We start from the raw sequence: 19,506 nt of genomic DNA, 5'->3' as shown, positions 1-19,506 counted from the left end.
TCCGGGGAGTATGGGAGGAGAAAGAGCCCGGCTGCGAGGCCGGGTGAGAGCGGAGCCCTTGGGGGCGATTCGCGGGTATGCGGGAAATTCTACCGGGGACGGCTGCGCGCGCGGCCGGCGTTTATGTGATATCCACCGTGTGGATGCCGAAGACGCCTTTGCGCCTGTCTTCAAAGTAATGTTCCAGGGTTTCCTTGACCGTCCTGAATGCGATCTCTTCCCAGGGAATTTCGGCTTCGGTGAACAGCCGGGCCTCAATAGTTTCATGGCCGGGGTCGAACTCGTCGCTTAAAAGCCGCGCGCGGTAAAACAGGTGGACCTGGCCGACGCGCACCACGTTCATCACGGTGAAGAGGCCCAGCATTTCAAAGCGGGCGCCGGCCTCTTCGTCGGTCTCGCGGGCCGCGCCCTCAGCGGTGGTTTCGCCCATTTCCATAAAACCCGCGGGCAGCGTCCACTTGCCCCAGCGCGGCTCGATGTTGCGTTTGCAGAGCAGCACCTGCGCGCCGTCCTCGCCCCAGACGGGCACGGTGCCCACCACATTGAGCGGGTTTTCATAGTGGACGGTGTTGCAGGCCGGGCAGACCGCGCGCTCCTTGGTGTCGCCGTCGTCCGGCAATCTGTAGGCCACGGCGGTGCCGCAGACACGGCAGTGTTTCAGGGGAGGGCGGTGCATCGAATGAGTGTAGCGGCTTCGCCCGGCCGAGCCCGCCACAGGGATGGGGCCGCCAGCCGATTTGCTATGAAAACAATAGCTGCCGGGGGCCGTCCTTGCGGGGCTATCCGCTTATTTGAGCGAGGAGTAGTTGAGCGGTACCCAGGTGTAAGACTTGCCGCCTGCTTTGCGTACATGGCCCAGGCCCGGGAAGGCGATGTGGGCGCCGCCGACCAGGTAGCCGCCCTTCGCGGCGGCGGCATAGGCTAGGGCGCGCTCTTTGGCGGCCGGGACCGAGTCGCTGTCGAAGGTGATGGTGACGGCGGGCTCGTCGAACTGGACGGCGGCCACGTGCATCAGGTCGCCCCACAGCATCAGCTTCTCGCCCTTGCTTTCCACCACATACACGCTGTGGCCGGCGGTGTGGCCGTGGGTGGGTTGCGCGCTGATGCCGGGCATGAGCTCGGTGCGGCCTTCAAAAGGCTTGAGTTTGCCGGCGGCCACATAGGGCTTGAGCGAAGCCATGGCGCCCTGGAAGAAGCCTTGTGCCTCCTTGGGCGCGGCGTTCATCCTGGCCTCGTCCAGCCAGAAGTCGGCATCGGCCTTGTCCACGCGCACGATGGCGTTGGGAAAGGCGGCGGCGCCGCCCGACAGCAGGCCGCCCACATGGTCGGGGTGAAGGTGGGTGATGTAGATCTCGTCGACCTGCTCGGGCTGGTAACCGGCCGCCTTGAGGTTGGCCTGCAGGCTGCCCAGCGTGGGGCCGAAGAGGCCGGCGGCGCCGGTGTCTATCAGCACCAGCTTGCTGCCGGTGTTGACGAGATAGGCATTGACCGAAGTCTCCACCGGGCTGGCCAGGAAGGAGCGCTTGAGGGCGGCATCGACCTTGGCCGGCGTGGTGCGGGTCAGCAGGTCTCTCACCGGCAGCTTGACGGTGCCGTCCGACAGCGCGGTGACTTCGAAGTCACCCAGCATGAGGCGGTAATAGCCTGGCGCTTGGGTCTTGACCATGGGGCCGGCGGCGGAGGCGCCGAGGCTGAAGGCGGACAGGCCGGCGAACAGGGCGGCGGCGGCGAGTTTTTGAAGAGGACGCAACATGAGGGACTCCCTTGCTTGTGAATGGAACGGGCCGCCTGCCGCTGTAGCCAGTGAAGCAGGCGTAGCCGTAATGTAGGGGCGCGGCGATTTTTCTGCCGAAGGTCCGGCACAGAAGTCCGTTGCGGCGTAAGCCGATTGTGTGGCGCCCACACTCCAGTGTCCGGTCAACGCCTGTCTTCTGAAACAAACGGCCGTCCGGGCCTGCTTTTGTTCGCCTGCCGGCCGGCCAGGCCTAAAAAAACCGGGATGAACCCGGTTTTTTTTATTGGATGCGCACCGAGCGCGGACTGCCGCTCAGGCCTTGGTCGTCTTGGTGTGCTTTTCGATCAGGCTGCGCGCCGTGTCGAGCAGCTTCTTGCCGTCGAAGCCCTTTTTGTTCATGTCTTCCACCCATTCGACTTCCACCGTGCGCGATTTGCGGCGGAATTCCTGGGCTTCGGCGGCGCTCACGGTGTAAATCGTGTTGCCGCGGTCGCTGGCGGTCTTGCGGCCGGGGACGTCGTTGCCCTGCTGCACCTTGCCCAGCCAGGCCGAGGTGGCCATGCCGGAATTGTTGTCGATGACCTTCTTGAGGTCGGGCGCCAGCGAGTTGTACTTGGCCTTGTTCATGGCCATCACAAAGGTGGTGGTGTAGAGGCTGCCGCCGGCGGGGTCGAACTCGGCGTGGAACTTGGTGAGTTCGTTGACCTTGACCGAAGGCACGACCTCCCAGGGAATCACGCAGCCGTTGATGGTGCCCTTGCTCAGCGCGTCGGGGATTTGCGGCAGCGGCATGCCGACCGGCGTGGCGCCCAGCACGCCCATGAGCTTGGTCACCTGGCGCGTCGGCGCGCGCAGCTTGAGGCCGCGCATGTCGGCGATGGACTTGACGGGTTTGTCCACCGTGTGGATCACGCCGGGGCCGTGCACCTGCAGCGCCAGCACCTGGGTGTCCTTGAATTCATCGGGCGCGACCGTCTGCACGTATTCCCAATAGGCCTTGGACGTGGCTTCGGCATTCGACATCATGAAGGGCAGCTCGAACACCTCGATGCGCGGAAAGCGGCCGGCGGTGTTGCCGGGCAGCGTCCACACCACGTCGACCACGCCGTCCTTGGCCTGGTCGTAGAGCTGCACGGGCGTGCCGCCCAGCTGCATGGCCGGGTAGCCTTCAAACTTGATGCGCCCGCCCGATTCTTTTTCGACCTTGTCCATCCAGGGCTTGTGCATGGCCAGCCAGACGTTGGACGAGGGCGACATGAAGGTGTGGAACTTCAGGGTCACGGCCTGCTGGGCCAGGCCGGAGAGGGCCGGGGCGCCCAGCGCGGCGGCGGCGCCGGTTTTGAGAAGGGTTCGTCGCTGAATCATGGCGTGTCTCCTGTGAACAATGTGGCTAACCAATATGGCTAACTTAAGGCAAGCGGGTGGGTTTGGGAAGCGGTGAAAGCCCTAGGCCTGCGGGCGCGGGCCTAGCTGATGTACTTCACGAGCCACAGCGATATGCCCGGGAAAAACAGCAGCAGGGTGGTGCGCAGGGTGTCACTGATCAGGAAGGGCATGACGCCCTTGTAGCTTTCGCTGATGGGCACATCCTTGGCCAACCCGTTGACGACGTAGACGTTCAGGCCCACCGGCGGCGCCAGCATGCCGAAGCCGACCGTCATCAGCACCATGATGCCGAACCAGATCGCGGTGGACTCCTTGGCCATGCCGAAGTCCAGGGCCATCACCATGGGGAAAAAGATCGGGATGGTCAGCAGCAGCATGGACAGCTCGTCCATCACCGCGCCCAGCACCACGTAAAACAGCAGGATGGCCGTGACCACCATCAACGGCGACAGGCCCCAGCCGCCGACCACGCCGGCGAGCTGGTTGGGCACCTGGGTCAGGGCCAGCGCGGAGTTCATCAGGTCGGCGCCTATGAAGATCAGGAAGATCATGGCCGAGCTTTCGGCGGTGGCATAAAAGCACAGCTTGAACTTGGCCCAGGTGATCTCGCGCTTGAGCAGGGCGGCCACAAAGGTGGCCGCCGCGCCCACGGCCGCGCCTTCGGTGGGCGTGAACCAGCCGCCGTAGATGCCGCCGAAGACGATCAGGAAAATGACGGCGATGGGCAGTATGCCCAGCAGGGAGGCCAGCGTCATGGGTGGCCTGTCCTTGTCCACCTCGGGGGCCTGGCCGGGCACCAGCCGCACGTAGATGGCGATGGCCACCATGTAGCCCAGCATCGCGATGATGCCCGGCACCATGGCCGCGGCAAACAGCTTGGCGATGTTCTGCTCGGTGAGGATGGCGTAAATCACCAGCGGCACCGAAGGCGGTATCAGGATGCCCAGCGTGCCGCCGGCCGCCAGCGTGCCCGTGGCCAGCCGGCCCGAGTAGCCGTGGCGTTTCATCTCGGGCAGCGCCACGCCGGTGATGGTGGCGGCCGTGGCCACCGAGGAGCCGCAGATGGCGCCGAAGGCCGCGCAGGCGAGGATGGAGGCCATGGCCAGCCCGCCCTTGAAGCGCCCCATCACACCGGCTGCGAAACCGAAGAGTGCGCGGCTGATGCCGCCCTGTGTCGCGAAATGCCCCATGAGGATGAACAGCGGGATCACCGACAGGTCATAGCTGGCAAAGCGCGCGAAGGCCTGGGTGTTGAGGAAGCTGGAGAACGGGCCCCAGCCGGTCTGCATCACATAGCCGATGGCGCCCGCGGCGAACATGGCGACCGCGATGGGCACACGGATGGCCATGAAGACCAGCATGATGCCGAAAATGACGAGGGCCAGCGTGATGGAGTTCATATGTGCGCCTCCAGCTCGTCCAGCGCGTCGTGCGCATCATGGGGATCGCCGAAGCCGAACAGGGATTGGTAAACACCGATCACACAGGTCAGCACAAAGGGTGGAATCATGGCGGCGTACACCGTCCACTCCGGAAAGCCCAGGATCTGTGTTTCCGAATGCGTGTTGTAGGAGTTCAGCCCGCCCAGCACCGTCCGCCAGGCCAGCAGGCCGAAGATCAGGCCCAGCAACAGTGCGCCGAAGCGGTCCAATTTGTCGTTGGACGCCCGGCTGAGTTTGGCCGTGAAAAAGTCCACGATGATGTTGCCGCGCTGGATCTGGCAAAAGGGCATGAAAAGCGCGATGGCCGCGCCGGTGACCACGCCGGTGAGTTCAAAGTCGCCGACCAGGGTGGCCCCCAGCAGGTTGCGGCCTATCAGGCTGGCGCAGGTCATCAGGGTGATGGCCGTGAGCAGCACACCGGCCAGAATGGCGCAGAGTTTTGCAAGGGACTGCAGGATTTTCAAGAAGGGTCTCCGAAAGGCAGAACGGGTCTCGGGAACGCCCCCAGGCCGCATGGGCCGATTATCAGAATTGCGGCTTCATCCGGGCAGGCGGCTTACCCGGAGAGGCCCGGGTATTTGCGCGGTGATTAAAACAGATGCGCGTTCATCGCGCAAACCGCCGGCCCAAAAAAAACGGCCGCGCAGGGCGGCCGTTTGTCCTTGTTCATGCTGCCGTCCCCGCTGCGCGACAGGCGCGGGGACGCAGCTTGATGCGCTTTCTGTGCTTACGCGACCTTGACGGTCAGCGTGCCCAGGCCGGCCACGCTGCCGACCATGGTGTCGCCCGAGACCACCGCCGCCACGCCTTCAGGCGTGCCGGTGTAAATCAGGTCGCCGGGCTGCAGTTCCCAGGCGGCCGACAGGTGCTCGATGGTTTCGGCGACGTTCCAGATCAGCTTGGAGACGTTGCTGCGCTGGCGGTCCGTGCCGTTGACCTGCACGTACAGCTCGGCGTTGTTCACGTCGCCGGCCTGGGCCACGGGCGTGATGGGGCCGATGGGCGCGGAGTGGTCATAGGCCTTGCCGATGCACCACGGCCGGCCCTGCTTTTTCATCTCGCCCTGCAGGTCGCGGCGCGTCATGTCCAGGCCGACGGCGTAGCCGTAGATGTGCTTGTGCGCATCGGCGGCCTTGATGTTCTTGCCGCCGGTGCCTATGGCCACGACCAGCTCGATCTCATGGTGCAGGTTTTTGGTCAGGCTCGGGTAGGGAATGGTGCCGGTGCTGCCGGTGTCGACCGCGACAATGGCGTCGGCCGGTTTCAGGAAGAAGAAGGGCGGCTCGCGGCCGGTGAAGCCCATTTCCTTGGCGTGTTCTTCGTAGTTGCGGCCCACGCAGTAGATGCGGTGAACCGGAAAGCGCTCCTGGGTGCCGACGACGGGAACGGACACCGTGGCGGGTGGGGTGATGACAAAACTCATGACAACCTTTCTTCTCTGTGTATGCCCAGGGCTTGGTGCACCGGGCGGTCTGAAAAACTGAACAGCACACAACCATGCGCCGATCGCAATTGCGCAGTGTGCCACGACGGAATCACAAAATGGTCGCGCGGGCCGAATTCGAAAACTTCGGTTTCGCCGTTGCGCTCGATGTGAACGGTGCCCGTTCCCTCGACCACGCTGAACACGGCGCCGTCGGTCTGGCGCCAGGGCTTGCCGGCAAAGCCGGCCGGCAGGCGCTGCATGAAGGTCGCCATGGTCGGCATGGGCGAGCCGCCGGTGGCCGGGTTGACGTAGCGCAGCTTGACACCGTCCCAGGCATCGATGTCGGCATGCGTTTCGAGTTGGTGCAGGGTCTCGCGGGTGCGGTCGTAGGGGTAGCTGAAGATGGGCGAGGTCTGGCCGAAAGGCGCGTCGTAGCGCATGGGCAGCATGTTGGCGCCGTAGCGGTGGCTGCTGATGCCCAGCGGCTTGGTGACTTCCTGCTGCCTGGCGCCGCCGTTTTCGGCAAAGCCTGCGTCGAAGAAACGCAGCATGGGGATGTCCAGTCCGTCCAGCCAGACCACCGGGGTGTCGGATTCGACACGGCCTTCATGGCCGTGGTCGTGCCAGGTCCAGCTCGGCGTGATGATGAAGTCGCCGGGTTTCATCTGCGTGCGTTCGCCGTCTACCGCAGTGAAAGCGCCATGGCCTTCGACGACGAAGCGCAGCGCGCTTTGCGTGTGGCGGTGGCTGGGCGCGATTTCGCCCGGCATGATGACCTGCAGGCCCGCGTAGAGCGACTGCGTGATGCAGGACTGCCCGCGCAGGCCGGGGTTTTCCAGGATCAGCACGCGGCGCACCGCTTCTTCGGCGGTGATCAGCTGGCCCGACTGCATCAGGAAGGGGTGCACGTCGGCGTACTTCCAGAGCGCCGGCTTGCAGGGCGTGCTGGGCGACTGCGGCACCAGTGCGTGCAGCACTTCCCACAGCGGCGTCATGCTGTGCGCCGAGATGGCATCGTAAAAAGCCTTGCGCGCGGCGCCGTTGGGCGCTGCGGGCTTGCCTTGGGTGGGAGGGGGCGTCATGTCCATGGTGGGTGTCCAGTCTCTAGGGTTTTTTTAAAGATCGCCGTCGTTGTCGTTGTCGAAATACACGCCGTCCCGCGTAAGCAACTGCTGAAGTTGCTTCACGTCGGTCTCTGCAAAAGTTGGGCCCGCGCCCGGCATGGCTGCCGCCGTGCCCGCCGCCTGGCCCATCACAAAACAGCCGCCGCTGGCGCGCGCGGCCGACTGGCCTTCGTGCGTCATCGAGGCGCAGCGCCCGGCCACCAGCAGGTTGGAAGCGCCCTGCGGCACCAGCATGCGCCAGGGCAGATCGTTGTAGGCGCGGCCTTCGGCCGCATCCACATTGCGCGGGAACTGCCAGTCGATGCGGCCGTCGGCATGCAGCTCCATCGGCCAGGCATTGATGCCGATGGCATCGTCAAAGCGGGCCGACGAGAGGATGTCTTCGCCGCTCAGCGCATACAGGCCCTTGATGCGGCGCGTTTCGCGTATGCCGACCTGCGGTGCGATGTCCACGATGGCGGAGCCCGCAAAGCCCGGCACTTCGTTGCGCAGGAAGCGGAAGTATTCGGTGATCTGGCGCCGGCCTTCAAGTTCGCCTTCGCTCAGTTGCCGCGCATCGGTGGCGTCCATGGCCGTGCCCTGGGCGTTGCGGATCTGCGTGACGTTGGCGCGCCATTCGCTGGGGTTTTTCTGCGGCCTGAGGATCGCGCCTTCGCGCGGAAACTGGTAGCGGCCCGGGTTGCGCGCCTGGCTCTCCGCCATCAGGGTGTTGATGGCCTTGAACTCGCCCACGGCGGCCAGGGCGCGCTCGGCGTCGACATGGCCGACGCGGAACATGGTTGACGGAAACAGCGCGCTGCCGTGGCCGTCGCCCAGTTCGAAAGGCACGCCCGCGAAGTTCGCCACGTCGGCGTCGCCCGAGCAGTCGATAAAACGCGCCGCGCGTATCGCCTGCCGGCCGGACTTGGTTTCCACCACCAGGGCGCTGATGCGCTCGCCCTCCATCACCACGGCCGCGGCCCAGGCGTGGAAGAGGATGTTCACGCCGGCGGCCACCAGCAACTGGTCGGCCGCGCATTTGTAGGCCGACACGTCATAGGAGCGCACGCGTATGCGGCCCTGCATGCCGTCCTGCGGCGTGTTGAGGCCGCCCAGCGCGTTGATGCGTTGCAGCAGGTCGTCGGCAACGCCGCGCACGACCTGCCGCATCTGGCCGTTCTTGCGGCCGTAGAGGCCCGCGAAATTCGTGACACCGCCGGCCGTGCCCATGCCGCCCAGGAAACCGTAGCGCTCCACCAGCAGGGTACGCGCGCCGTGCCGTGCGGCGCTGGCGCTGGCGGCCAGGCCGGCCGGCCCGCCGCCCACGACGACTACGTCGAATTCGCCGTAAACGGGGAGGGTGCGTGCAGGCTCAGTGATGGAGGGCATGGCTGTCTTCAACTGCCTACTCCAGCTTGATGCCGCGCGACTGGATGATGCCGCCCAGTATGGCGGCTTCTTCCTTCACGCGGCTCTTCAGGCCGTCGGGCGAGGTGCCCACGGCCTGCCAGCCCTGGTTGAACAGTTTTTGCCGTGTCTCGGCATCACGGATGATGCGCGGCACTTCCTGCGCGAGGCGCGCCTGCGCGGCTTTGGAGAGATTCGCCGGGCCTATCAGCGCCGTCCAGACCTCGAGGTTGACATTCGCCACGCCGGCATCGGCCAGCGGCGGCACGTCGGGCACCAGCGAGGAGCGCCCGCCGGCCAGGCCTATGGCCTTGAGCTTGCCCGAGCGAACGTGCGGCATGGCCACACCGGGCGGGATCAGTGCCATCTGGATCTGGCCCCCCAGCATGGCGGTGACCACCTGCGGATTGCCGGCAAAGGGCACGTGCACGGGCGTGAGGCCGGGTACGCGGCTTTTGAGCAGTTCCATGCCCAGGTGGGCCACCGAGCCGTTGCCGACCGAGCCGTAGTTCCAGCGGCTGCCGCCCTGGCGCGCGGCCGCGAAGAAGTCAGCGCCGCTGGGTTCATTGGCCGGCGCCACCAGCACCAGCGGCGCGGTGGCCAGCAGCGAGATCGGCGTGAAGTCTTTCGCCGGGTCGTAAGGCAGCCTGGGGTAGAGCAGCTTGGCGGAGGTCAGGTTGCCGTTGATGACGACGCCCAGCGTGTGGTCGTCGGTAGCCTTGGCGACCTGGTCGGCGGCGATGTTGCCCGATGCGCCCGGTTTGTTGTCGATGATCACCGGCTGGCCCAGCGCGCGGCTCAGCGGTTCGGCCAGCGTGCGCGCCGCCATGTCGGGTGTGGAGCCGCCGGGAAAGCCCACGAGGATGCGCACCGGCTTTGTCGGCCAGGCGGCTGCGGCGGACTGCGCGCAGGCAGCAGAAGACACAGCGACGAGTACGGCGGAGAACAAGGCGAAAGACACGGTGGAAATAGGCTTCATCACAGTCCCTGAGGCTATAAAACCCTTATTGGAACAGTTTGGACGGCTCGATTCCGTCGTACATCCACTTCAGGCCCGCGAAGCCCGCGCTTTCGGTGCCGCTCTGGAACATCTGGTTGCGCAGTTCGCGCTGCACGCCGGCTGCATGGTAAATATCACCATAAAAACGCGCGGTCAGCTGCACGCGGCCGGTGCGCAGGTAGCGGGCCTGCTGGTATTTCTGGAAGGCCAGGGGCAGGTCGCCGCGGGTGTGGCGCAGCGCTTCGCGCATGACCACGGCATCTTCGATGGCCTGGCCGGCGCCCTGGGCCAGGTACTGCAGCATGGGGTGGGCCGCGTCGCCCAGCAGCGTCACGCGTTTGTCGGTCCAGTTCTTCACCGGCTCACGGTCGCATAGCACCCACATCTTCCAGGTCTCTATCTTGCCCAGCAGTTCCTTGACCTGCGGGCAGGCGTCGGCAAAACGCCCGGTCAGCTCGGCGGTGTCGCCAAAGGTGTTCCAGCCTTCGTCGTACTTGTTGCTGTGGAACACGGCCACCAGGTTGAACAGTTCGCCCCGGCGCAGCGGGTAGTGCACCAGGTGGGTTTTTTCACCGCCCCAGAGCAGCACGTCGTCGCTCCACAAATGGGCCGGGACGTCCTCGCGCTTGAGTACCGCGCGGTAGGCGATGTGGCCCGACACGCGGGGCTTGCCGTCGCCGACCACGGCCTCGCGGATGCGGCTCCACATGCCGTCGGCGCCTATCAGCGCGCTGCCTTCAACGACTTCGCCGCCTTCAAGCGTCACGGTCACGCCGTCGGCGCTCTGGTTGAACGACTCCACCTTGGCGCTGGTGCGCAGGGTGACGTTGGGTTGCGCGCGGCAGGCGTCCAGGAAAACCTGGTGCAGATCGGCGCGGTAAATCACGCCATAAGGGAAACCATAGGTCGCGCGGGCGACGTCGCCCAGCGGCACGCGCACGACTTTTTCGCCGGTGCGCACGTCGTTCATGCCCAGGCCGGGCGGGAAGAAGGCCACGCGGTTGATGGCTTCGGTCAGGCCCAGGTAATCGAACATGCGGAAGATGTTGGGGCCCAGCTGGATGCCGGCGCCGATTTCACCGAAAGTCGCGGCCTGCTCGAACAGTGTCACGCGGTGGCCGTCTTGCGCGAGCACCATGGCCGCGGCCAGCCCGCCAATGCCGCCGCCCGAGATGAGGAGTGGGAGTGGGGATGTTTGTGCCATATATGAGAGGATGGATGTGGGGTTTGAACCGGAGGGAGCAGGGGCTGAAACTGGGCTTTATGTGTTAATGATAAGTATACTTATTATTCCTGTCCCTAGTAGATACCCTGAATTGCAAAGCGGGCCGTTAAACTCCGCACATGGCAAAAACTTTTAATTTCAGCGAAGCCCCTGGACACCTGATCCGCCGCGCGCAACAGCTAGCCGTGGCGATCTTCATGGAGGAAACGGCCGGTTTTGACGCCACGCCGGTTCAGTTCGCCATCCTGAACGCCCTGATGGACGACCCCGGCGAGGACCAGATCACGCTGTCGGGCCGCGTCGCCTTCGACCCGGCCACCTTCGGCTCGGTGATAGGCCGGCTGGAGGCCAAGGGCTGGGTCAAGCGCGAAGCCGACCCGTCGGACAAGCGCCGCAAGCTGCTGTGGACCACGCCCGAGGGCGAAAAAGTCGCGCTGCAGATGAAGCGCGCCGTCGGCCGCACCCAGCAACGCATCCTGTCGCCGCTGGACGAGGACGAGCGGGTGCAGTTGAACCTGCTGCTGGCCAAGCTGGTCACCGGCCACGAGAACGACGGCCGCTAGGGGTAGTGCCGGGCTCGCCAATAAAAACGGGGCTTTTCAGCCCCGTTTTTGTTTGATTCCGAAATCTCAGTCCGATTTGGCCAGCAGATCGAAATGCTCCACTGTGGGCGGGCCCGCGAAAAACGGCCCGACGATGGCGCGCCAGTCGGCAAAGGCCGGCGACTGGCGGAAGTCGACGGTGTGGTTCTCCAGCGTGCCCCAGAAGATCTGCAGGATGTAGCGCTCGGGGCTCTCAATGCCCTTGTTGACCGTGAAGCCCTGGAAGCCCTTGGCCTTGGAAATCACTTCGCGGATGCCGCGCTGGATGGCTTCGTCAAAAGCGGCCTGCTGGCCGGGCTGGATGCGGATGTCGGCGAGTTCGAGAATCATGAGAAGAGCTCCTTTTGGTTTGATGTCTCAGTATTGGGTAGCCGGCAACTCTACCGTCAATCCGTCCAGCGCGGGTGTGAGTGTGATCTGGCAGCTCAGCCGGCTGGTGGCGCTGCGCGGCGCGGCGGTGAATTCCAGCATGCCCAGTTCCTCGCCGTCGGGCGGCGGCAGGCTGGAGGCGTAGGGCTCCCGCACATGCACATGGCAGGTGGCGCAGGTCAGCAGGCCGCCGCAGTCGGCGGCGATGCCGTCTATGCCGGCCGAGACGGCGGCTTCCATCAGGCTTTTGCCGGGTTTGCCTTGGGCCTCGGTGGCGCGGCCGTCGGCCGAAATGAAATGAAGGGTGATCATGAGGTGGGGTGATGCCGTCAGATGCGGCTGAAGTATTCGCGCCTTTGCCAGTCGTCCTTGTCCCCGGCGTCGGCGTGGCGGTCGATTTCGGCCTGCTTGATGCGGGTGAGGTAGCTGACGAAAGTATCGCCGAAGGCGGCCGTCAGCGCGGCGTCGGCTTTGAGCGCTTCCAGCGCTTCGCCCAGGCTGGTGGGGATTTTGTCGGCGCTGCCACCATAAGGCGCATCGGTGGCCGGCGGGGCCTTGAGGCGGCGTTCCATGCCGTCCAGCCCGGCATGGATTTGCGAGGCCAGGTAGAGGTAAGGGTTGGCGGCGGGCTCGCCCAGGCGGTTTTCAATGCGCGTGCTGTTGTCCTTGCACTGGCCGACCACACGCAGCATGGCGCCGCGGTTGTCGCGGCCCCACAGAATCGATTGCGGCGCCAGCGCGTTGGGCCGGAAGCGCCCGAAGCCGTTGATGGTGGGCGTGCAGAAAGCCGTCATGCCGCGCGCATGTGCCAGCAGCCCGGCCAGGTAATGTTCGCCGGTTTCCGACAGCGTGTACTGCGCGTCCACCGGCGTTGTGCCGGCTGCGGGGCTCTCCCGCCTGAACAGGTTGGCGCCGGTTTGCAGGTCCACCAGCGACTGGTGCAAATGCCAGCCGCTGGACATGATGTTGGGGAAGGGCGGCCGGCACATAAAGGTCGCGTGGTAACCGGCGCGCCGCAGTGCCTGTTTCACCGCACTGCGGAACAGCACCATGTTGTCGGCGGCCGCCAGCGCGTCGGTGGCCTCGAACACCGCCTCGACCTGGCTGGGGCCGAGTTCGACTTCCAGCGACAGCAGCGGCAGGCCCAGCGCCTGCGCCGTGCGCTGCACGATGCGCAGCGGCTCCTCGGCCATGTCCACCCATTGCTCGGACAGCAGGTGGTAGCCGGGGTGGACCATGCTGACTTCGGGCGGCAGGCCGGGCCAGGCGGCCAGTTCGGGGTCGAGCTGGGGATCGGGCGCGCCCTGGTTGATGCGGTAAATATGGAACTCGATCTCCAGCCCGCACTTCATGCCATAGCCGGCTTCGGCCAGCTTCGCCAGCGCGTTTTGCAGCACGCGGCGCGTGTCGAATTCGACCGGGCTGCCGTCGGGAAACCAGGGCTGGCACTGCAGCCAGCCGGTTTTCGCCGCCCAGGGCAGTTCCTTGAGGCTGGCCGGGTCGGCCAGCAGCATCACGTTGCCGCCGAACTCAAAACCCGGCAGGCCTGCGGCGCCGCCGGCCTCGAACACCTTGTAGGCGGTGCGGTCGGCCGTGTCCTTGAGCAGCAGCGTGCTGACCATGCCCACGCCGTCGGCCAGGGCCTGCGCCGCGGCGGCCGCCACCAGCGTCTTGCCGCGCAGCATGCCGTGCAGGTCGCACCAGGCAAAGCGCACCAGTTCCAGGTCGCTGGCATCGATGCGGCGGATGGCTTCGGCCTGCGCGGCCTGCCTCGCGGCGTCGTGCACGCCGCATTGCGCCGTGAAGCTCATGGCTGTGCGGCGGTGTCGGCCGACGCGGGTGAGGGCGTCTTCGCGTCCAGCCAGGGTGCGCCTTCACGCTTGTCGCGCGCGCGCTGCTGCCACCATTGGGCCCATTCGCCGGCCGGTGCGATGCCGTCCACCGTGTCCGGGCCGGTGATCATCGCGGCTTGCGCGGGGTCGGCGATGCCGGGGGCCACGCCGCCGTTCTGCACGGTCTCTATCGCCTTGAGCAGCACACGCCGGTTCGCCATGATGACCTTGTCGGAGGTGCCCAGGTGCTCGCGCGTGCGGTCCTGGATCGCGCCCATGCTTTCCACCGCCCACTGGTCGTGCACGTTGATGTCTTCCTCGCCCATGCCCAGGTAGGTGGTGCTCAGCTGCTCTTCGGCGTTGAAGCCCCAGCCGTTGTGGCGGCCGGACTTGGGGATGTAGTCGGGCAGCGCGATGAACTGCTGGCGCTGCGCGCGCATGCTTTCGCGGTCCAGCGGGCCGGCAAAACTCGTGAAGAAGGTGTACCAGTAGGTGTTCGTGTCGTCGACCGGCACGTGCATCTGCGTGATGGTCATGGTCTCCGACAGAGGGATCACAAAGGTGGCCGGGAAGATGGCATTGGTCACGCGCACGTGGGTGAGCTTGTCGGTCATGGCGCGCAGCGCGGTCAGCTGCATGCCCCAGGGCTTGTTCTCGAAGCTGATGTCGGGCTGGGCGAACTCGCGCATGATGCGCGTCATCGGCCATTGCTCGCCGTCCTTGCTGCCGGCGCTGGCGCTGCGGAACTGCTTGCCGGCCGGGTTGTCGCCGATCTCGTCCAGCGGGTCGTCCTGCAAAAAGCGGTGCAAAAAGGAAGGATGGGCCGGGTCTATGCCCACCTCAAACGCCTGCAGCCAGTTGGCGTTCCACAGGCCCTTGAAGGCAAAGCTGTGCGTGGCCGGCGCGGTGAAGCAGTCAAACGCCGGGAAGGGCGGTGGCGTGCTGCCCTCGTCGCCCAGCCAGGCGAACAGCACGCCGGCTTTTTCCACAACCGGGTAGCTGCGCTGGCGTATGCGCTCGCACAGCTTGCTGCCCGCGGGCTCGGCCGGGGTTTCCAGGCAGCGGCCGTCGGTGGCGAACTTCCAGCCGTGAAAAGGGCAGCGCAGGCCGCCGCCCTGGGCCGCGCTCTCGCGGCGGCCGAAGGACAGGTCGGCGCCGCGGTGCGCGCAGTCGCGGTCCAGCAGGCCCCAGGCGCCCGAAGCATCCTTGAACAGCACCAGGTCCTGGCCGAGGAGCTTCACGGCCTTGACCGGGCGTATCTCCATGCGCGGGTCCAGCGCCGGGTTGAATTCATCCACCAGCGCGGCGGGCTGCCAGTACTGGCGCAGCAATTTGCCGCAGGGCGTGCCCGGCGTGATGCGGGTCAACAACTCGTTTTGTTCAGCGTTCATGGCGGCCTTGTGGGGTGGCTTGAGGTCAATCTGCGGGTGCACCGTCAAAACGGTATCCCGAAATTAAAATTCAGTGTACATTCACCGCCATGAACTTGCAAGAAACCGTGTTGATGCAGCTGCGCGACCTGATCCTGCGCGGCGAATTTGAACCCGGCCAGCGCCTGGCCGAGCAGCAGCTGGCCGAACGCCTGGGCGCCTCGCGCACGCCGGTGCGCGCCGCGTTGGTCACGCTGGAGCAGGAGGGCCTCGTCGAGGCCAACGACACCGGCAAATACCTGGTACGCCAGTTCACGCCGCGCGAAGTGGCAGACGCCATCGCAGTGCGAGGACACCTTGAGGGTATGGCGGCGCGGCTGGTGGCAGAGCACGGCGTGTCGCGCCAGCTGCAGCTTGATTTGCAGTCCTGCCTGGACGAAGGCGACAGGGCGCTGGCGGCCAACCCGCTGGGCTATGAAAACTACGCGGCCTATGCGGCCATGAACGACCGCTTCCACGCGTTGATCCTGGAGGCCAGCGGCAACCGCGCCTTGCAACGCGCCATCGAACTCAACGACAAGCTGCCCTTCGCCTCAGCCTCGGCCATGCTGCCCATGCAATCCACGCTGGAGCAGGACCGCGACTGGATGCACTACGCGCACCGCCAGCACCACATGCTGTTCGCGGCGCTCAAGGCCGGCGAGGGCGCGCGCGCCCAGGCCCTGGCGGTGGAACATACGGAAGTCGCGCAGATGAATATGCGCATGGCGCTGGAGCGGCGCGCCGAAACCCAGAGCCTGATGCCGGGTTTGCGCCTCGTCGTGGGTGGTTAGCGTTCGCCCAACAACAGTTTCAAGTCCACCGAATCGGCGACGGCCTGGTTGCCGGCATCGCCCAGGTGCAGGTGGTCGCCGGAGTCATAGGCCGGCAATATCCTGAGCGGGTTCAACGGGTCGCGCACCACCGCGTCGAAATCCAGCACCGCGTCAAATTCGCCGCTGCCGCGTATCCACGCATTGATGCGCTGGCGCAGCGCGTCTTTCGCGGGGCTGTAGTAGTTCGCGATCGGCGAGCCCGGCATGGTCAGTGCGCCTTCGAAAGGTGTCAGTGTGGCGCCGACGATGCGCACGCCGCGGCTACGGGCTCGGGTGATCAACTGGCGGTAGCCTGCAATCAGCGCATCGGCCTGCGTGGCCGGCTCATCCGGTTCAAACGTGCTGCCAGGCCAACTGATGTCGTTGATGCCCATGAGCAACACCACACTGGCAATGCCGGGCTGGCTCAGCACGTCGCGGTCAAAACGCGCCAGCGCATTGGGCCCCATGTGGTTCTTGAGCACCCGCCCGCCCGAGATGCCGGCATTGAGCACGGCCACGTTGCGGCCGGCCAGGCGGTGCGCCAGGAAATCGGGCCAGCGCTGGTCGGTGCCCGGCGTGGAGGCTGCGCCATCGGTGATGGAGTCGCCAAAAGCCACCACGCTGCGCGTGCCGGATGCGGCTTCGACCAGCACGGCGCTCAGGAAGAGGCGGCTGTTCACCACGCTGTCGGCTTTGATGCTTGCCGCGCTGGCGACATTGCCCGCCGCGATCTGCGCGGGCTGCAGGCCGTCCCAATGGATGGTGGTGACGGGCGTTGTTTGCGGAAAGTAGAGGCTCACGGCCAGGCGCTGCAGTGGCGCGACGTCCATCGCGACCGGGTCGCTCACGAGCGGCGCGCCTGCGGGGACGGTGACTGCGGTTTGGCCGCCAAAGGTCAGGGCCAGGCCGGGGCCGATGCTGCTTCCCGCAGCATCGCCTGCCGCCGCGATGCGGGCCGCGCCTATCCGCAAGGGTTGCGTGCCGTATTCGTTGGACAGCACGATGCGCACCCGCGAACCGCCCACCCCGGCGCGCACGACCTGGCGCACCGTCTGGTCGCGCAGGCTGGCGGGAAGGCCCACCGGCAAGACAAAGTCGCTGCCCCAGACGGGCTGGGGGCTCGCTGTCCAGCCCGGAACCCAGGTGCCGGTATCAGCCGCTTGCGCCCGCGGCATGAAACCGGCGCACAGCAGTGTGATGGAGAGGGCGGATTGAAGCACGCGGTGTTTCAGGAAGCTGTTCATCGCGATGGCCCTCAGCAGGCGGCAACGACGGCAGGCAGCTCAGGCTTGTCGCGCGACAGGCTGTACAGCGTGACGGCGATGCCCGCAACGGTGATCAGCGCGGCCAGCCAGCTCAGGCCGCCCAGGCCGAAGGAACTGCTGACCACCAAGCCGCCCAGCCAGGCGCCCAGCGCATTGCCCACGTTGAAGGCGCCTATGTTGAGGCTGGCCGCCAGGTTCTGGCCCGCGCCGTGCGCCTGCTGCAGCACGCGCATCTGCAGCGGCGCCACCGTGGCGAAGGAAGTGACACCCAGCAGCCCGACGAAGAGCACCGTGGCCACGGGCGAATGCAGCACAAAACCCATGGCACCCAGCACCAGCGCCATTGCGCCCAGGGTGAGCAGCAGGGACATGCGCAGGCCCTTGTCGGCCAGGCGGCCGCCCAGCAGGTTGCCGATGAAGATGCCGCCGCCGAACACCAGCAGGATGGGCGACACCGCGGCCTCGCTGAAGCCGGTAAGCTGGGTCAGTATGGGCTGGATGTAGGTGAAGATCGCGAACACGCCGGCAAAGCCGAACACCGTCATCAACAGGCCCAGCATGACCTGCGGGCGCGCCAGCCCGGCCAGTTCCTGCCGGATGGAGCCGTTACCGTTTTCGGCCGCGCTGCGCGGCACAAAAACCGCCAGCACCAGGAAGGCCAGCAGGCCGATCAGCGCCACCACCCAGAAAGTGGAGCGCCAGCCGTAGTGCAGGCCCAGCCAGGCGCCTGCGGGCACGCCGAGCAGGGTGGCGAGCGACAGGCCGCTGAACATGATGGCAATGGCCGAGGCCTTGCGTTCGGGCGCCACCAGGCCGGTGGCGACGATGGAGCCCACGCCGAAGAAAGTGCCGTGCGCCAGCGAGGTGATCACGCGCGCGGCCATCAGGCTGCCATAGTCGGGCGCCAGCGCGCAGGCCAGGTTGCCCAGCGTGAAGATGGCCATCAGCGCCAGCAGCACGGTCTTGCGCGGCAGCTTGCGCGTGGCCAGCGTCAGCACCGGCGCGCCCACCGCCACGCCCAGCGCGTAGCCGGAAATCAGCAGGCCGGCCGAGGCAATGGTGACGCCGAGGTCGGCCGAGACCTGCATCAGCAGGCCCATGATGACGAACTCGGTCGTGCCTATGCCGAAGGAGCCGACGGTGAGGGCCAGCAGGCCTAAAGGAAGTGAGAGGAGTGATTTTTGCGCAGCCATGGATATCGCTTTAAAAACAGGATGCAGCTAGTGTGGAAGCAAAACATTACTTTGACTAGAATGGCCTGAAGACAATGATCTGTGAATTGAATTCACACTAAACCGGGTTCAGGCTCCCTCAAAATACCCACCTATGCCCCGCAACGACGTCAACCGCTCCGGTGAAATGGAGGCCTTTGTCCAGGTGGTGGAAAAAGGCGGCTTCTCGGCCGCCGCGCGCCAGCTGTGCATGACGCCCTCGGCTGTCAGCAAGCTGGTCACCCGGCTGGAGGCCAGGCTGGACACGCGCCTGGTCAACCGCTCCACGCGCAAGCTGCAGCTCACGCCTGAGGGCGCGACGTTTTACGAGCAAAGCACGCGCGTGCTGGCCGACATGGACGAAGCCGAGCGCGGCGCGGCCGCCGGCGCCATGCCGCGCGGGCGCGTGAGCATCAATTCCAGCATGCCGACAGCGCACCGCCTGCTGCTGCCGCTGGTTCCGGCCTTCCATGAACGGTATCCCGACATTACGCTGGACATCACGCTGACCGACCGCGTGGTCGACCTGCTGGACGAGCGCACCGACGTGGCGATACGCTGGGGCGCGCTGGCTTCGTCGCAACTGGTGGCGCGCAAGCTGGGCGACACGGCGCAGGTCATCGTCGGCAGCCCGGACTACCTGGCGCGCCACGGCACGCCGCGTACGCTGCAGGAGCTGGAAGCGCACCAGCGCCTGGCCCACACCTTCAAGCGCAACATGCACTACTGGCCGGTGCGCGTGGACGGGCAAATCCAGCAGTTGCCCATCACCGGCTATGTGCGTGCCAGCGACGGTGAAGCGCTGCGGCATCTGTTGCTGGCCGGCGCCGGGCTGGCCCGCATGTCGATGTTCCACGTCGGCCGCGACATTGAGGCGGGCCGGCTGGTGCCGGTAGCCGAAGAACTCAACCCGGGCGAGCGCGAGCCCATCCACGCGGTGTTCGTCGGCCGGGGCGGGCGCCTGCCGGCGCGTGTGCGCGTGCTGCTGGATTTCCTGGTGGAGCAGGTCACGCAGGAGGTGTTGGATGCCGGCGGTTTGGGGCTGGAGTACCAGTTGCACCAGCCTTGATGTTTTGCTCCCTCTCCCTCTGGGAGAGGGTTGGGGTGAGGGCCAGCGGCGGTAAATAAGTGTGCTGGTCTAATTTCAAAAGACATCCCGATGAGGGAAATCAATGTCTGAGAGGAATAGAAATGACCAAAGCCAAGACCAGGCGATCGTTCGATGCGGCGTTCAAGGTGCAGATCGTCAAGATGATTCGAGAGCAGCACCTGAGCG

The 19,506-nt window shown here is 65.9% G+C and carries 19 protein-coding genes; 3 read left to right on the top strand and 16 right to left on the bottom strand.

The window, feature by feature from the left end; all coding sequences use genetic code 11:
* Positions 1-121: 121 nt before the first annotated feature.
* The 10 genes from ACLV74_RS18930 to ACLV74_RS18885 all read right to left on the bottom strand — a co-directional run bounded on the left by ACLV74_RS18930 (position 122) and on the right by ACLV74_RS18885 (position 10,703).
* Positions 122-676, bottom strand: a complete 555-nt coding sequence (locus ACLV74_RS18930; RefSeq protein WP_411880962.1) for an NUDIX hydrolase — start codon at positions 674-676, stop codon at positions 122-124.
* Between the two features lie 111 nt (positions 677-787).
* Positions 788-1,753 (bottom strand): MBL fold metallo-hydrolase, encoded by a 966-nt coding sequence (locus ACLV74_RS18925; protein WP_411880961.1) that lies wholly within the window; start codon positions 1,751-1,753, stop codon positions 788-790.
* Positions 1,754-2,047: 294 nt separating this feature from the next.
* The gene (locus ACLV74_RS18920; RefSeq protein WP_411880960.1) at positions 2,048-3,100 is read right to left on the bottom strand and encodes a TRAP transporter substrate-binding protein; all 1,053 of its coding nucleotides are present in this window, start codon (positions 3,098-3,100) and stop codon (positions 2,048-2,050) included.
* Positions 3,101-3,201: 101 nt separating this feature from the next.
* Entirely contained in the window at positions 3,202-4,521 is a 1,320-nt protein-coding gene (locus ACLV74_RS18915; protein WP_411880959.1) for a TRAP transporter large permease, read from the bottom strand.
* On the bottom strand, positions 4,518-5,027 hold the full coding sequence (locus tag ACLV74_RS18910) for a TRAP transporter small permease (protein WP_411880958.1): 510 nt from the start codon (positions 5,025-5,027) through the stop codon (positions 4,518-4,520). The genes ACLV74_RS18915 and ACLV74_RS18910 overlap by 4 nt, the downstream gene beginning before the upstream one ends.
* Positions 5,028-5,290: 263 nt before the next feature.
* Positions 5,291-5,986 (bottom strand): fumarylacetoacetate hydrolase family protein, encoded by a 696-nt coding sequence (locus tag ACLV74_RS18905; protein WP_411880957.1) that lies wholly within the window; start codon positions 5,984-5,986, stop codon positions 5,291-5,293.
* Positions 5,983-7,077: a gentisate 1,2-dioxygenase gene (gene gtdA, locus ACLV74_RS18900; protein WP_411880956.1), complete on the bottom strand. Its 1,095-nt coding sequence runs from the start codon at positions 7,075-7,077 to the stop codon at positions 5,983-5,985. The genes ACLV74_RS18905 and gtdA overlap by 4 nt, the downstream gene beginning before the upstream one ends.
* A gap of 27 nt (positions 7,078-7,104) precedes the next feature.
* Positions 7,105-8,481 (bottom strand): FAD-dependent oxidoreductase, encoded by a 1,377-nt coding sequence (locus ACLV74_RS18895; RefSeq protein WP_411880955.1) that lies wholly within the window; start codon positions 8,479-8,481, stop codon positions 7,105-7,107.
* A gap of 16 nt (positions 8,482-8,497) precedes the next feature.
* The gene (locus ACLV74_RS18890; protein WP_411880954.1) at positions 8,498-9,478 is read right to left on the bottom strand and encodes a Bug family tripartite tricarboxylate transporter substrate binding protein; all 981 of its coding nucleotides are present in this window, start codon (positions 9,476-9,478) and stop codon (positions 8,498-8,500) included.
* 25 nt (positions 9,479-9,503) lie between these two features.
* Positions 9,504-10,703 carry a 3-hydroxybenzoate 6-monooxygenase gene (locus ACLV74_RS18885; protein WP_411880953.1) on the bottom strand — a complete coding sequence of 400 codons (1,200 nt, stop codon included), beginning with the start codon at positions 10,701-10,703 and terminating at the stop codon, positions 9,504-9,506.
* A 140-nt stretch (positions 10,704-10,843) separates the two neighbouring features.
* Here ACLV74_RS18885 and ACLV74_RS18880 point away from each other — a divergent pair, with 140 nt between their 5' ends.
* Positions 10,844-11,287 carry a MarR family winged helix-turn-helix transcriptional regulator gene (locus ACLV74_RS18880; RefSeq protein WP_411880952.1) on the top strand — a complete coding sequence of 148 codons (444 nt, stop codon included), beginning with the start codon at positions 10,844-10,846 and terminating at the stop codon, positions 11,285-11,287.
* Positions 11,288-11,353: 66 nt separating this feature from the next.
* Here the strand turns inward: ACLV74_RS18880 and ACLV74_RS18875 are convergent, their stop codons facing one another.
* The 4 genes from ACLV74_RS18875 to ACLV74_RS18860 are packed head-to-tail and all read right to left on the bottom strand — an operon-like array spanning position 11,354 to position 14,918.
* Complete coding sequence (locus tag ACLV74_RS18875) at positions 11,354-11,656, bottom strand: antibiotic biosynthesis monooxygenase family protein (protein ID WP_411880951.1); 303 nt, start codon at positions 11,654-11,656, stop codon at positions 11,354-11,356.
* A gap of 27 nt (positions 11,657-11,683) precedes the next feature.
* On the bottom strand, positions 11,684-12,007 hold the full coding sequence (locus ACLV74_RS18870; protein ID WP_411880950.1) for a 2Fe-2S iron-sulfur cluster-binding protein: 324 nt from the start codon (positions 12,005-12,007) through the stop codon (positions 11,684-11,686).
* Positions 12,008-12,024: 17 nt separating this feature from the next.
* Positions 12,025-13,506 (bottom strand): glutamine synthetase family protein, encoded by a 1,482-nt coding sequence (locus ACLV74_RS18865; protein ID WP_411880949.1) that lies wholly within the window; start codon positions 13,504-13,506, stop codon positions 12,025-12,027.
* Positions 13,503-14,918 (bottom strand): Rieske 2Fe-2S domain-containing protein, encoded by a 1,416-nt coding sequence (locus ACLV74_RS18860; protein WP_411880948.1) that lies wholly within the window; start codon positions 14,916-14,918, stop codon positions 13,503-13,505. Before ACLV74_RS18860 ends, ACLV74_RS18865 begins: the two co-directional genes overlap by 4 nt.
* 89 nt (positions 14,919-15,007) lie before the next feature.
* Here ACLV74_RS18860 and ACLV74_RS18855 point away from each other — a divergent pair, with 89 nt between their 5' ends.
* Positions 15,008-15,730, top strand: a complete 723-nt coding sequence (locus ACLV74_RS18855; protein ID WP_411880947.1) for a GntR family transcriptional regulator — start codon at positions 15,008-15,010, stop codon at positions 15,728-15,730.
* Here ACLV74_RS18855 and ACLV74_RS18850 read toward each other — a convergent pair.
* Together ACLV74_RS18850 and ACLV74_RS18845 are read right to left on the bottom strand one after the other, a co-directional pair.
* Positions 15,727-16,998, bottom strand: coding sequence for an SGNH/GDSL hydrolase family protein (locus tag ACLV74_RS18850; protein ID WP_411880946.1), 1,272 nt, complete (start codon positions 16,996-16,998; stop codon positions 15,727-15,729). The genes ACLV74_RS18855 and ACLV74_RS18850 overlap by 4 nt on opposite strands.
* Positions 16,999-17,009: 11 nt before the next feature.
* A complete protein-coding gene (locus tag ACLV74_RS18845) occupies positions 17,010-18,212 on the bottom strand; it encodes an MFS transporter (RefSeq protein ID WP_411880945.1) in 1,203 nt (400 codons plus the stop codon).
* 133 nt (positions 18,213-18,345) lie between these two features.
* Between ACLV74_RS18845 and ACLV74_RS18840 the strand changes: the two genes are divergently transcribed.
* Positions 18,346-19,299 carry a LysR substrate-binding domain-containing protein gene (locus ACLV74_RS18840; RefSeq protein WP_411880944.1) on the top strand — a complete coding sequence of 318 codons (954 nt, stop codon included), beginning with the start codon at positions 18,346-18,348 and terminating at the stop codon, positions 19,297-19,299.
* Positions 19,300-19,506: the final 207 nt, after the last annotated feature.

The organism is Polaromonas sp. YR568 (genome assembly GCF_943369415.1).
In the GTDB taxonomy this organism is placed as follows: Bacteria; Pseudomonadota; Gammaproteobacteria; order Burkholderiales; family Burkholderiaceae_C; genus Polaromonas.
This window is presented reverse-complemented; position numbering and strand designations above follow the sequence as displayed.

Coding starts and splice junctions, on each gene's coding strand:
- ACLV74_RS18930 (WP_411880962.1), bottom strand. CDS start 676: ATGCACCGCCCTCCCCTGAAACACTGCCGTGTCTGCGGCACCGCCGTG.
- ACLV74_RS18925 (WP_411880961.1), bottom strand. CDS start 1,753: ATGTTGCGTCCTCTTCAAAAACTCGCCGCCGCCGCCCTGTTCGCCGGC.
- ACLV74_RS18920 (WP_411880960.1), bottom strand. CDS start 3,100: ATGATTCAGCGACGAACCCTTCTCAAAACCGGCGCCGCCGCCGCGCTG.
- ACLV74_RS18915 (WP_411880959.1), bottom strand. CDS start 4,521: ATGAACTCCATCACGCTGGCCCTCGTCATTTTCGGCATCATGCTGGTC.
- ACLV74_RS18905 (WP_411880957.1), bottom strand. CDS start 5,986: ATGAGTTTTGTCATCACCCCACCCGCCACGGTGTCCGTTCCCGTCGTC.
- gtdA (WP_411880956.1), bottom strand. CDS start 7,077: ATGGACATGACGCCCCCTCCCACCCAAGGCAAGCCCGCAGCGCCCAAC.
- ACLV74_RS18895 (WP_411880955.1), bottom strand. CDS start 8,481: ATGCCCTCCATCACTGAGCCTGCACGCACCCTCCCCGTTTACGGCGAA.
- ACLV74_RS18890 (WP_411880954.1), bottom strand. CDS start 9,478: ATGAAGCCTATTTCCACCGTGTCTTTCGCCTTGTTCTCCGCCGTACTC.
- ACLV74_RS18885 (WP_411880953.1), bottom strand. CDS start 10,703: ATGGCACAAACATCCCCACTCCCACTCCTCATCTCGGGCGGCGGCATT.
- ACLV74_RS18880 (WP_411880952.1), top strand. CDS start 10,844: ATGGCAAAAACTTTTAATTTCAGCGAAGCCCCTGGACACCTGATCCGC.
- ACLV74_RS18875 (WP_411880951.1), bottom strand. CDS start 11,656: ATGATTCTCGAACTCGCCGACATCCGCATCCAGCCCGGCCAGCAGGCC.
- ACLV74_RS18870 (WP_411880950.1), bottom strand. CDS start 12,007: ATGATCACCCTTCATTTCATTTCGGCCGACGGCCGCGCCACCGAGGCC.
- ACLV74_RS18865 (WP_411880949.1), bottom strand. CDS start 13,506: ATGAGCTTCACGGCGCAATGCGGCGTGCACGACGCCGCGAGGCAGGCC.
- ACLV74_RS18860 (WP_411880948.1), bottom strand. CDS start 14,918: ATGAACGCTGAACAAAACGAGTTGTTGACCCGCATCACGCCGGGCACG.
- ACLV74_RS18855 (WP_411880947.1), top strand. CDS start 15,008: ATGAACTTGCAAGAAACCGTGTTGATGCAGCTGCGCGACCTGATCCTG.
- ACLV74_RS18850 (WP_411880946.1), bottom strand. CDS start 16,998: ATGAACAGCTTCCTGAAACACCGCGTGCTTCAATCCGCCCTCTCCATC.
- ACLV74_RS18845 (WP_411880945.1), bottom strand. CDS start 18,212: ATGGCTGCGCAAAAATCACTCCTCTCACTTCCTTTAGGCCTGCTGGCC.
- ACLV74_RS18840 (WP_411880944.1), top strand. CDS start 18,346: ATGCCCCGCAACGACGTCAACCGCTCCGGTGAAATGGAGGCCTTTGTC.